The following is a 12,078-nucleotide window of genomic DNA, read 5'->3' on the forward strand; positions in this document are numbered from 1 at the left end:
TTCAGGCGCAGCCGCTGTGCGCGGCCTGGTCGACATACCAGCCCAGGCACTGTGGGTTGGCCATCGCGTCGCGGTTGACCACCCGTTCGATCGGCTGGCCCAGGAACAGCTTCTTGATCGGCACTTCCTGCTTCTTGCCCGACAGCGTGCGCGGAATCTCCGGCGCCTGGATCAACTCATCAGGCAGGAAGCGCGGCGACAGCGCGGTCTTGATCGCGTCGCGGATGCGGGCCGTCAAGGCGGCGTCCAGCGTGTGTCCGGGGCGCAGCACGACGAACAGGATCATGCGGCTGTCGCGGCCCAGGTATTCGAGGTCGATGACCATGGAATCGAGCACCTCGGGCAGCGCCTCGACTGCGGCGTAGATCTCGCTCGTGCCCATGCGCAGCCCGTGGCGGTTGATCGTCGCATCGCTGCGGCCGAAGATCACGCAACTGCCGTCGGGCAGGATCTTCAGCCAGTCGCCATGGCGCCACACACCGGGGTAGACATCGAAGTAGCTGGACAGATAGCGCGCGTTGCCGGTGTCGCCCCACAGGCGCAGCGGCATCGAGGGCAGTGGCCGGGTGCAGACCAGTTCGCCGACCTCGTCGACGACCGGCTCGCCGGCTTCGTTCCAGGCTTCGACGGCGCTGCCGATCTGCCGGCACTGCATGCGCCCCGGCACCTGAGGCAGCTCGCGGTGGCCGGCGATGAAGGCGCCGCAGAAGTCGGTGCCGCCGGAGATATTGCTCCACCAGATGTCTTGCGTGCCGAGGCGTTCGAACTGTGCGCTGCCCCAGCGCTGCACCTCTTCGGCCAGCGGCGAGCCGGTGGCGCCGAGCGCGCGGATGCCGGTCAGGTCGCCGCAGGCCGGCAGGTCGACGCCGGCTTTCATGCAGTTGGCATAGAAGGCCGCGCCTGCGCCGAAGTAGGTGAGCCGATGCCGCGCGGCAAAGCGCCACAGCACGGTCCAGTCGGGCGCCTCCTTCGGGCCGCTGGGGCTGCCGTCGTAGAGACAGATGGTGACGCCGTCCAGCAGCCCGCCGATCTGGCAGTTCCACATCACCCAGCCGGTGCTGCTGTACCAGTGGAAGCGTTCGCCGAAGTTGTTCGCGCTGTAGCTGGCGCCCAGGTCGTAGTGCTTGCCGCCGGCGGCAGCCATCAGCAGGATGCCGCCATGGCCGTGCACGATCGGCTTGGGCAGGCCGGTGGTGCCGCTGGAATAGACGATCCACAGCGGATGGTCGAAGGGCAGCCATTCGGGTTCGAAGCCGGCGGTGCGCAAATCGTTGCGTGCCGTCGCGTCGGCGAAGCGCAGATCGGCCGCGACGCGGTGTGCGGCAAAGGGGGTTTCGAGCACGACCAGCGTGCGCACGCTGGGCAATTCGGCACGCAGCGACTCGATGGTGCCGGCCCGGTCCAGCGGCTTGCCGGCGTAGTGCACCCCGTCGGCCGCGATCAGCACGCGCGGCTCGATCTGGCGGAAGCGGTCGACGACGGCACGCGTGCCCATGTCCGGGGCGCACACGCTCCAGATCGCGCCGACGCTCGCGCAGGCCAGGAAGGCCACCACGGTCTCCGGCACGTTGGGCAGGTAGGCCGCGACCCGGTCGCCGCGCTGCACGCCGGCGTCCTGCAAAGCCAGTGCGAGCGACGCCACCTGGCGCTTCAGTTCGGGCCACGAAAACTCGCGCACCTGACCCCGTTCGTTCTCGCAGACGATCGCCGGCATGCCGGCCGCATGGGCCGCTTCGACGTGGCGGAACACGCGCTGCGCGTAGTTGACCTGTGCGCCAGGAAACCAGCGCGCGCCGGGCATGCGGTCATCGGCGAGCACCGCCGTGAACGGCGTCGGCGAGTCCATCTGCTCGTAGTCCCACAGGCTGCGCCAGAAGGCGTCGAGGTCGGTCACCGACCAGCGGCGCAGGGATTCGAAGTCCGGGAAGCTCAGGCCGCGGTGCTCGCGCAGCCAGTCCTGGTACAGGCGGATCTGAGGAACGTAAGGCGGTTTCATGAGGTGCAGCCTACGGGCAAGGCCCGCAGCGCACCTCAGGGTTTTCACTTCGGCACTTGCGCCATTCGCACATCGGCCGCCACCGGGCGTCGAGCCGCTACGGCGCCTCGCGCCAGGGGTCGTCCCAGCCCAGCAACTCGGCGACGCGCCGCATCACCCAGGTCGCCTCGGCAGCATCGACGCCGGTGTCGCCGGCGAGCAGACCGCGGTGCATGCGCTCCAGCACATCGGCCTCCGTCACCTGCAGTTGCCATAGCTTGTCGCGTGCGGTCTCGCCGAGCATCTGGGCCAGGTCCTCGCAGTACTCGTAGCGCTGTGCGATGTGCTCGCGGCTTTCGCGTGGTTTCAGCCGCCCGGGCTCGACGAAGAGCTCGATGAACGACGGCGGGACGATGAACTGGTTTTCTTCGGACACCGGCGCATTGTCACACCGGGCGCACCGGGCTCATTCGAGACGTGCCGCGAGCTGCACCACCGGTTCGTCGCCGGGCGACAACCGGTGCTCGGCGGCCGCGCGCACCAGCCGTTGCAGTTCGGCCTGCGACGGCGTGCCGGTGCCGAAGAAGCGCACCTCGCCGGCGTCGCCGCGGATCAGCAGCGTCGGGAAGTTCTCGACGTCGACACTGCCGACGAGTTCCGCTTCGTCCTCGATGTCGATCCAGCGAAACGCGTGCTGCGGCCACGCGGCAGCGACGGCTTCGAAGTTGGCTCGGTAGTCGTTGCAGACATGGCACCAGCGGGCACAGAGGCAGGCGATCAGCATGGGCAAGGGCGGCAGGCAAGGCAGCGCGGACAGGCCGCGCTGCCGCCGTCTTCTGAGATCCGTCCATTATCTGCATTCGAAGTTCTCGGCGTCCTCGATGCTGCCCGTTCCCAGGTAGCGGGCCACTCGCGGGTAGGGGCACAGCGGCCGGGTGCGGTCGGCCGCCCAACCGGCCGGCACGTCGGGATTGGCACCACCGGCATTGCCTGCTCCGCGGGCCGAAGCGACGACACGGTGCGGTTCGATGCCGCGTTCGACCCAGTCGACCAGAGCGCCCAGCATGTCGAACTGGTCGGTGGACGGACCGCCCGAGCAGTGCCCCATGCCCGGCACCCGGTAGAAGCGCGCAAACTCCGCCGCCTTGCCGTCGTGGGTGGCCTGCAGGCCGTCGTACCACGCCTGCGTGTCGTCGACCGAGAAGATCGGGTCGCTGACGCCGTGGTAGACCATCATCTTGGCACCCCGGTTGCGCAAGGTGGACAGGTCGCGGACGTCGGGCGGTGTCATGAAGCTCATTGCCGGCTCGGTGTAGGTGCCGTTGCTCGCGCTCACGGCGGCCACCAGGGCATCGATGTCGGCGGACAGCGCGAAGGCCGGCCCGTTGAAGCCGGCCGGGTCTTGCGGCGGCACCTGGAAGACGAAGCCGATCGCGCTCGAATCGAGCACCAACGGGGCGGTGAACTCCCAGAACGCGACGCCGGGCGAGGCCAGGCCCGAGTCGTACGGGAAGCTGGCATAGACGGCCGCACCGCTGCTGCTGACGGCGCCGCTGAAGATGGGCGCAATGGCGGTCTTCTGTGCCGCGCTCAGGCAGCTGCCGTCGCGTGCACCGGTGCAGGTGGGCACGTCGTCGGCGAGACTGAAGGCGGCCTGGCAGGCGCTGGTGTCTTGCACCATGCCGTCCTCGGCGCCATCCAGCGCGTCGCACTTCGCCAGCACCCGTTCGGCCACCAGGCTGCGCTCGTCCGCGGTGAAGGCGGTCGACAGGTCGGTGGGGTCGGTCGCGACACTGGCGTAGCGCTGCGCGCCGAAGATGTTGGCGATCGCGGCCCGGGGCAGCCGGTAGCCCGGCGCGCCGGCCAGAAAGCCGTCGTACTGATCGGCATAGCGGGCTGCTGCGACGAAGGTATGGCGCCCACCGTTCGAACAGCCGCCGAAGTAGGAACGGTCGGGCGCCTTGCCGTACGCCGTTGCGATCACCTGCCGCGCCATCGGCGTCAGCTTGGCGACGGCCTGGTAGCCATAGTCCAGGCGCGCCTGCGGGTCGAGGCCGAACACCGGGTTTTGTGCGGCGCTGTGGCCTGCGTCCGAACTGAGCACCGCAAAACCCCGGTGCAGTGCATGCGTCAACGGCCCGCCGCCGGCGGCGCCGGTGGCCTGCACCACCGAGCCGTCCAGCCCGCCGTTGCCCTGGTGGAAGAAGCGGCCGTTCCACGCCACCGGCAGGCGCATCTCGAAGCCGATGGCGTAGGGCTGACTGTCCACGGCGCTGGTGCGTTCGTGCATGCGGCCGGTCACCAGGCAATGTGCGGGCACCGGCTGGCCGCCCACCGTCAGGTCGCCGGCCGGCACCGTGGCCGTGGTGTCGATGACGGTGTCGGTCAGCACGAGCCGGTCGGCCAGCTGGTCGCATGTTCCGTCGAGCCCGGCGGGGGTCGCTGGCGCGAGTCGGGGCAGCGTGTCGTCATTGCTGCCGCCGCCGCAAGCGGCCATGACGAGCAGCGATGCCGTGGCAATGACGAAACCCGACGGAAGCCGGCGGATGTGGTGCATGGTGGCGTCTCCTCTGGTGGTATGTAATTAAATTAATTAAATAAAAATCCAGAGGTCAGGGGGGATTCCCTAGGTCTTGTCGCCGTAAATGATTCAAGAAGTGCATGAAATCAGCGCACTGGAAGGCCAAGGCCGAACACGGCCGGGCACGCAGGGGGCGGATGGAAAGGGCGAGGCCGGCAGGTGCCGGCCTCGCGGTGGGCTGGTGCGGGGCCGCGTCCATCGGCCCCCAGCGAGGGAGCACTACACCCCCAGATAACGTCCCAGTTCGGCAGGGCGCCGCTGCAGCTCATCGCTGCGGCCGGCGAGTACGACGCGGCCTTTCGCGAGCACCACGAGCCGGTCGGAGTTCGCCATCACGGTACGGTAGTTGCGGTCGACCACCAGGGTGGCCAGGCCGGTCGCGCGGATCTCGCCGATCACGCGCCAGATCTCGGCCACGATCAACGGAGCGAGGCCCTCGGTCGCTTCATCGAGGATGATCGCTTCCGGATTGGTCATCAGCGCGCGGCCGATCGACAGCATCTGCTGCTCGCCGCCGGACAGCTGCGAGCCGAGGTGGTCCAGACGCTCCGACAAGCGGGGAAACTTGGTCATCACGCGCTCGAAGGTCCAGTCGCGCTGGCCCTGCGAGCCGGCACGCGCGGTCATCACCAGGTTTTCCTTCACCGTCAGGTTGGGGAAAATGCCGCGTCCTTCAGGGACGTAGGCGATGCCGAGCTTCGCGACTTCGTGTGGACGGCCGCGCGAGAGGTCGCGCCCCCGCACCTGTATGCGGCCCTCGCGCTGGCGCACATGGCCGAGCAGGCTGCGGATCAGCGTCGACTTCCCCATGCCGTTGCGGCCGAGCAGGCCTACAGTCTCGCCGCGCGCCAGCGCAAAGTCCACGCCGTGCAGAACGTGGCTGCTGCCGTACCAGGCATGCAGGCCGCCGGCTTCGATGAGTGCGTCGTTCATGGTGCAGGCCTTCAATGCTCGCCGAGGTAGGCGGCTTGTACGTCCGGGTTGCGTCGCACCTCGTCAGGCGTGCCGGATGCAAGGACGCAGCCGTTGACCATCACGGTGATGCAGCCGGCCACGGCGAACACGGCATCCATGTCGTGTTCGACCAGCAGGATGGCGTGGCCGCGGCGCAGCTCCCGCAGCAGCGCCAGCATGCGCTCGGACTCCTCCGGGCCCATGCCGGCCAGCGGCTCGTCGAGCAGCAGCACGCGCGGCTGCGTGGCCAGGCACATCGCCACTTCGAGTTGGCGCTTCTGTCCGTGCGACAGGCTGGCGGCCGGCTGGTTGGCCACGACCGCAAGGCCGGCGCGCTCCATCGCCTCGTCGGCACGTCGGGTGCTGTGCGGGCAGCGCCGTGCCGACTCCCAAAGTCGCCACGGCTGTTGCGCATGGCTTTGCGCCGACAGCCGGCAGTTCTCGCGCACCGACAGCGGCAGGAAGATGTTGTTGCGCTGGTAGCTGCGGCCCAGGCCGGCTCGGGCCCGGCGCGGCTGGGACCAGCGCGTGATGTCCCGGCCATCGAGCTGCACCGTGCCCGAGCTGGCCGGCAATTCGCCCGACAACAGGTTGATCAGCGTCGATTTGCCGGCGCCGTTGGTGCCGATCACTGCATGGATCTGGTCAAGGTGCAGCGCAAGGCTGATGTCTGCCACCGCCGCCAGGGCGCCGAAGCGACGGGTCAGGGCGTGGGCGCTGAGCAGCGGGCGCCCGTGGGAGGCCGGGGGGGTCATGGTGTCTCCGCGTGGTGCAACAGCGCACGTGATGCGTCCGGGTTGGAACTGCGCAACGAGATGTCGCCCGCTTCGTCGGCCGCGGCGGGGGCGTGGCGGGCAACCGGCGGCGAGCGCCGCTGCTTCAGCCGGGTGAAGCCGCCGGCAATGCCTTGCGGCAGCAGCACGACCAGCCCTATGATGAAACCGCCCATCAGCAGCTGCCAGTGTTTCGTCAGCCCCTGGAACCATTCGGCGAGCAGCACGAAGGTGGCGGCCCCCATCACGGCGCCGGCCAGGCTGCCCAGACCGCCGAGGATCACCATCAGCAAGGCATCGCCCGACTTGTGCCACGACAGCAGCTCGGGGTTCACATAGCCGTGCTGGACGGCATACAGGAAGCCGGCGACGCCGGCCAGGGCCCCGCCGATCACGAAGCTCGCCAGCTTGTAGGCCACCGTGGCGTAGCCGGCCGCACGCATGCGCTGTTCGTTGTGCTTGATGCCGATGAAGGCGTGACCCAGGCGAGAGCGCAGCACCAGGCTCAGCGCGGCGACCGTCAGGGCCAGCATCGCCAGCGTGAACCAGTAGAACTGCCCGGGCTGCTCGAGATCGACGAAGCGCCAGCCGGCGAGCGTGAACGCGGGCTTGAAGTAGATGTAGGTGCCGTCGCTGCCGCCGAAGTAGTCGGTGTCGTGCACGACGAAGTAGACGAGCTGCGCGAAGGCGAGCGTCACCATGATGAAGTAAATGCCCCGGGTGCGCATCACCAGCGCGCCGATCACTGCGGCCAGCAACGCGGCCGCGCCCGCGGCTGCGCCGAGCAGCAGCCAGCCGTTGCCGACATCGGACTCCGGCGCCAGCAGGGCCACCACATACCCGGCAAAGCCGAAAAACGCGGCATGCCCCAGGCTCACCAGCCCGGTGTAGCCGACCAGCAGTTGCAGGCTGGCCGCGAAGATCGCCATGATGGCGACCTTGGCCCCCAGTTCGACGTGAAACGGCGTGCCGATCGGTTCCGGCAGCAGCGGCAGCGACGCCAGCGCAGCGAACGCTGCAGTCCAGGCCCAGAAGGTGGAATGCTTCATGGTCAGTCCTTCGGTCAGGTCCCTTGCTTGAAGAGCCCTTCGGGCTTCCACAGCAGGATGACCGCCATCAGCAGGTAGACCAACGCGCCGGCCGCCTGCTGCCAGAACACCTTGCCGAAGGTGTCCACGAAGCCGATCAGCAGGGCCGCCACCAGTGCGCCCTTGATCGAGCCGATGCCGCCGATCACCACCACGACGAAGCAGATGATGAGGACCGAGCCGCCCATGCCGGGATAGACCGAGCTGACCGGCGCGGCGATCATTCCGGCCAGGACCGCCAGTGCGACACCGCCGGCGAAGACGCAGCGGTACAGCAGCGAGATGTTGATGCCCAGCGACTGCACCATCTCCCGGTTGGTGGCGCCGGCGCGCACCATCATCCCCAGCCGGGTGCGCTTGATCATCAGGTACATGCCGGCAGCCAGCGCCAGGCACACGCCCGAGATGAAGAGCCGGTAGACCGGATAGGTCATGCCGTTGCCGATCTCGATGCCGCCCGCCAGCCACGCGGGCACCTCGACGCCGTGCACGTCGTCGCCGACCAGCAGGCTGCGCGTTTCCTCGAAGACCAGGATCAGGCCGTAGGTCATCAGCACCTGCAGCAGGTGTTCGCGCTCATAGAGAAAACTGAAGAAGCCCCACTCCAGCAGGTAGCCCAGCACCACCGCGAGCACGGTGCCCAGCACCAGCGCCAGCGCGAAGTTGCCGGTCATCGACGACAGCGTGAACGCCATGTAGGCGCCGATCATGTAGAAGCTGCCGTGCGCCAGGTTGATGACGCCCATGATCCCGAAGATCAGCGTCAGCCCGCTGGCCACCAGGAACAGCAGCAGCCCATACTGCACGCTGTTCAGGCACTGGATGAGAAAGGTGGTGAAGTCCATGGTTGATCCAGATCAGCTGCGCGCGGGCTCAGCCTTCACAGAATCGCGTGCCCGCCACAGAGGTGTCCCAGCGAACACCGCGGATCCGGCTCCGCCGGTCCGCTGGTGTTGCCCCCTCGAGGGGGCCGAGCCCGGACTCGGACAGTCCCTGCGGACTGTCCGTGCCTGGCGAAGGGCCGGACCGTCCTCGGTCCGGCGCGGGCTGCAAGCCCGCGCAGCGCGTACGGGGTGGGCCGTCAAAGCTTGCAGCCACGTGCCGGATCGGCCAGCCCTTTCACGGCGATGCTGACCGAGCGGTTGGTCTTGCCGTCGACCTTGCGCAGGTAGATGTCCTGCACCGGGTTGTGAGCCTTGGACATCGTGAACGGTCCGCGTGGACTGTCGATCTTGGCCTGCTCCATGCCCTTGACGAGCGCATCGCGGTTCTTGAAGTCGCCGCCGGCGGCCTTCAGGCCCGCAGCGAGCAACTGCGCCGCGTCGTAGCCCTGCACCGCATACACGTCGGGCTGCAGCTTGTACGCCTTGGCGTAGCTGAAGCGGAACGAGCGGTCCTTCGGCAGCGTCAGGTCGTCGGCGTAGTGCAGCGTCGTGAACAGGCCCGAAGCGGCATCGCCCTGGGCTTCCAGCGTGCCGTCGGTGAGGAAGCCCGCGCCGTACAGCGGAATCTTGTCCTTCAGGCCGGCGGCGGCGTAGTCCTTGACGAACTTCACCGCTCCACCGCCTGCGAAGAACACGTACACCGCATCGGGCTTGAGCGCAGCGATCTCGGTCAGCAACGCCTGGAATTCGACGTTGGGGAAGGGCAGGTTCAGCTCTTTGATCACCTTGCCGCCCTTGGACTCAAAGCCTTCCTTGAAGCCGCGCACCGACTCGTCGCCGGCGGCGTACTTCCAGGTCAGCGTCACCGCGGTTTTGTGCTTGCGCTGTTCGGCCGCGACCAGCCCCATCGCGTACGCGGGTTGCCAGTTGGTGAACGAGCTGCGGAAGATGTTCGGCGCACACAGCGGCCCGGTGATCGCGTCGGCGCCGGCGTTCGGCACGATCAGCAGCGTGTTGTTGTCCTTCGCGACCTTGGCCATGCCCATCGCGACGCCGGAGTGCACCGTGCCGACCAGCACGTCGACCTGGTCGCGCTTGACCAGCTTGTTGGCGTTCTCGGGAGCCTTGGACGGATCCGACTCGTCGTCGACCTTGAAGTATTCGATCTCCTTGCCGGCCAGCTTGCCGCCTTGCTCTTGCACATACAGGCGAAAGCCGTTCTCGATCGCGGTGCCGAGCGCGGCGTACGTGCCGGTGTAGGGCAGCATCAGCCCGACCTTGATCTTGTCTTGTGCCTGCGCGCCGGCGGCAAGCGAGAAGGCCAGCGTCGCGGTCGCGACGAGCGGGAGGGAGCGTCGAGCAGTCAACATGGGTTGGTCTCCGTGTGGTTAGAAGGAAGCTCCGGTGAACTCCGGGGTCTTGTTCGTCAGGTGCCTGCGCATGAAGCCGGCCACCCCCTGCATCAGCTGCGCAGGCTGGTCGCGATGCGGCGCGTGACCGCAGTCGTCGAGCTTGAGCAGTTCGGCGCCAGGCACGGCCTGCGCGATGCCGTCGACCTGCGCCATCGTTCCGTACTCGTCGTCGTAGCCCTGGATCGCGAGCACCGGACAGCGGATCTGCGGCAGCAGCGCGCGAATGTCCCAATGCCGGAAGTCGGGGTCCAGCCACACGTCGTTCCAGCCCCAAAAGGCGGAGTCGGGGTCGGCGTGGTAGCGCGCCAGCTTGCTGCGCAGGTCGGTCGTGACATAGCCGTCCTTGGCTTTCTCGATGCTGGCGACGGTGAGGTCTTCGACGAAGATGTGCGGTGCGGCGACCACCAGGCCACCGACACGGTCGGGCTGCGCGGCCGCGTGAATCAGCGCGATCGAGCCGCCGTCGCTGTGGCCGTAGAACCAGGGCCGGTCCTTTGTGGTGTCGAGGTCGATCGCCTCGAAAAAGGCCGGCAGGAACGCGCGCGCCTGGTGGTGCATGAAATCGACCGGCCAGCGCTCGTGCAGCGCACGCGGGCTCGACAGCCCATAGCCCCAGCGCGACAGCACCAGGCCGCGGCAGCCGGCCGCTTCGCACAGCGCGCGGGGAAAGTCCTTCCACATCGCGACCGAGCCGAGCCCCTCGTGCAGGAACACCAGCAGTGGCCGGTCGTGCCGCTCGGGTGCGAGGTGCACGTACTCGATGCGGTCCTCGCGGCCGGACCAGCGCACCGAGGCGAACTGCGACGCAACATTCATGCGGCCGCTCCGGCCTGTTCGCGCTCGCGCAGCCGGAAGCGCTGGATCTTGCCGGTCGCGGTCTTCGGCAGCTCGTCGACGAACTCGATCGCGCGCGGGTACTTGTGCGGCGCCAACCTGCTCTTGATGAAGGCCTTGAGTTCGGCCTCCAGCGACGCCCCTGCGGGGTGGCCCGGCTTGAGCACGACGAAGGCCTTGGTCTTGGTCAGCCCTTCGGCGTCCGCGACACCGATGACGGCGGCCTCCAGCACGCTCGGGTGTTGCACCAAGGTGGCTTCGACCTCGAACGGCGAGACGTACTGCCCGCTGACCTTCAGCATGTCGTCACTGCGGCCGGCGTAGGTGTAGTAGCCGTTCGTGTCGCGGCTGTACTTGTCACCGCTCTTGGTCCAGCCGCCCTGGAAGGTGTCGCGCGACTTGTCACGGTTGTTCCAGTACATCAGCGCCGCACTCGGGCCCCGGATGTAGAGGTCGCCGATCTCTCCGTCCGCAACGGCCTGGCCGTCCTCGCTGCGCAGCTCGATCTCGTAGCCTTCGACCGGCCGCCCGGTGGTGCCGTAGCGCACGTCGCCCGGGCGGTTCGACAGGAAGATGTGCAGCATCTCGGTCGAACCGATGCCGTCGATGATCTCGCAGCCGAAATGCGCAGTGAAGCGCTCGCCGATCTCCTGCGGCAATGCCTCGCCGGCCGATGAACACAGGCGCAGCCCGACCTGCGAGCGAGCCGGCAGCGCCGGTGAAGCCAGCATGCCGGCATAGCCGGTGGGAGCGCCGCAGAAGACGGTCGGGCGGTGCTCGATCAGGCGCTTGAAACAGGCGTCCGGCGTCGGGCGTTCGGCCATCAGCACCACGCTCGCGCCCACGCTCAGCGGAAAGCTCAGTGCGTTGCCGAGGCCGTAGGCGAAGAACAGCTTGGCTGCGGAAAAGACCGTGTCGTTCTCGCTCATGCCGAGCACCGGCCTGGCGTAGAGCTCGGCGGTCCAGTACGGGTTGGCATGCGTGTGCACGGTGCCTTTCGGCCTTCCGGTGGAGCCGGACGAGTAGAGCCAGAAGGCTGGTTCGTCGGCCAGCGTCGGTGCCGACGTGGCCAGCGGCTGGTGCGCGGCCAGCAAGGCCTCGAGACCGTGAGCGCCCGCTGGCAGCCCGGTGGTCGGCCGTGCAACGATCAGTTGCTTCAGTTCGTGCGGCGTCTGCTGCATCGCGGCTTGCAGTGTCGGCAGCAGCGCCGCCGAAACGAGCGCTGCCTGGGCGCGGCTGTGCTCGAGCATGTAGGCGTAGTCGTCGGCGGTGAGCAGCGTGTTCACGGCCACCGGCACGATGCCCGCATACAGGCTGCCGAGGAAGCTCACGGGCCAGTCGCTGCAGTCGTGCATCAGCAGCAGCACGCGCTCCTCGCGCTTGAGCCCCAGCGCGCGCAGTGCGGCCGCCATGCACCGGATGCGCTCTGCCAGCGCCCCGTAGCTCAGCGAACCGTGATCGTCGATGTAGGCGGTCTTGCCGGCACGGCCAGCGTTCAGATCGATGAGGTGCTGCGCGAAGTTGAACTGCGGGCGCGGCGGTGCGGGCAGGCTCATGGGCGGTCTCCTCGGCGGGAT

The 12,078-nt window shown here is 68.1% G+C and carries 11 protein-coding genes; all 11 read right to left on the reverse strand.

All coding sequences use genetic code 11. The annotated features are described in order from the left end of the window. Nucleotide 1: 1 nt before the first annotated feature. The 11 genes from M8A51_RS24825 to M8A51_RS24875 all read right to left on the reverse strand — a co-directional run bounded on the left by M8A51_RS24825 (nt 2) and on the right by M8A51_RS24875 (nt 12,057). Nucleotides 2–1,996, reverse strand: a complete 1,995-nt coding sequence (locus M8A51_RS24825; RefSeq protein WP_251781314.1) for an acetoacetate--CoA ligase — start codon at nt 1,994–1,996, stop codon at nt 2–4. A gap of 97 nt (nt 1,997–2,093) precedes the next feature. After that, on the reverse strand, nt 2,094–2,411 hold the full coding sequence (locus M8A51_RS24830; RefSeq protein ID WP_251781315.1) for an ATPase with chaperone activity: 318 nt from the start codon (nt 2,409–2,411) through the stop codon (nt 2,094–2,096). Between the two features lie 30 nt (nt 2,412–2,441). Then, nucleotides 2,442–2,759: a thioredoxin domain-containing protein gene (locus M8A51_RS24835; protein WP_251781316.1), complete on the reverse strand. Its 318-nt coding sequence runs from the start codon at nt 2,757–2,759 to the stop codon at nt 2,442–2,444. Nucleotides 2,760–2,825: 66 nt separating this feature from the next. Beyond that, nucleotides 2,826–4,532, reverse strand: coding sequence for a tannase/feruloyl esterase family alpha/beta hydrolase (locus M8A51_RS24840; protein ID WP_251781317.1), 1,707 nt, complete (start codon nt 4,530–4,532; stop codon nt 2,826–2,828). Nucleotides 4,533–4,775: 243 nt separating this feature from the next. After that, a complete protein-coding gene (locus M8A51_RS24845; protein WP_251781318.1) occupies nt 4,776–5,489 on the reverse strand; it encodes an ABC transporter ATP-binding protein in 714 nt (237 codons plus the stop codon). An 11-nt stretch (nt 5,490–5,500) separates the two neighbouring features. Then, entirely contained in the window at nt 5,501–6,265 is a 765-nt protein-coding gene (locus M8A51_RS24850; protein ID WP_251781319.1) for an ABC transporter ATP-binding protein, read from the reverse strand. Continuing rightward, on the reverse strand, nt 6,262–7,332 hold the full coding sequence (locus M8A51_RS24855; protein ID WP_251781320.1) for a branched-chain amino acid ABC transporter permease: 1,071 nt from the start codon (nt 7,330–7,332) through the stop codon (nt 6,262–6,264). Before M8A51_RS24855 ends, M8A51_RS24850 begins: the two co-directional genes overlap by 4 nt. A gap of 14 nt (nt 7,333–7,346) precedes the next feature. Beyond that, the gene (locus M8A51_RS24860) at nt 7,347–8,216 is read right to left on the reverse strand and encodes a branched-chain amino acid ABC transporter permease (protein WP_251781321.1); all 870 of its coding nucleotides are present in this window, start codon (nt 8,214–8,216) and stop codon (nt 7,347–7,349) included. Nucleotides 8,217–8,452: 236 nt separating this feature from the next. Continuing rightward, on the reverse strand, nt 8,453–9,625 hold the full coding sequence (locus tag M8A51_RS24865) for an ABC transporter substrate-binding protein (RefSeq protein ID WP_251781322.1): 1,173 nt from the start codon (nt 9,623–9,625) through the stop codon (nt 8,453–8,455). An 18-nt stretch (nt 9,626–9,643) separates the two neighbouring features. Continuing rightward, nucleotides 9,644–10,483, reverse strand: coding sequence for an alpha/beta fold hydrolase (locus M8A51_RS24870; protein WP_251781323.1), 840 nt, complete (start codon nt 10,481–10,483; stop codon nt 9,644–9,646). Then, the gene (locus M8A51_RS24875) at nt 10,480–12,057 is read right to left on the reverse strand and encodes a benzoate-CoA ligase family protein (RefSeq protein ID WP_251781324.1); all 1,578 of its coding nucleotides are present in this window, start codon (nt 12,055–12,057) and stop codon (nt 10,480–10,482) included. The genes M8A51_RS24870 and M8A51_RS24875 overlap by 4 nt, the downstream gene beginning before the upstream one ends. Nucleotides 12,058–12,078: the final 21 nt, after the last annotated feature.

It is taken from the genome of Caldimonas mangrovi (genome assembly GCF_023721835.1).
GTDB lineage: Bacteria > Pseudomonadota > Gammaproteobacteria > Burkholderiales > Burkholderiaceae_C > Caldimonas > Caldimonas mangrovi.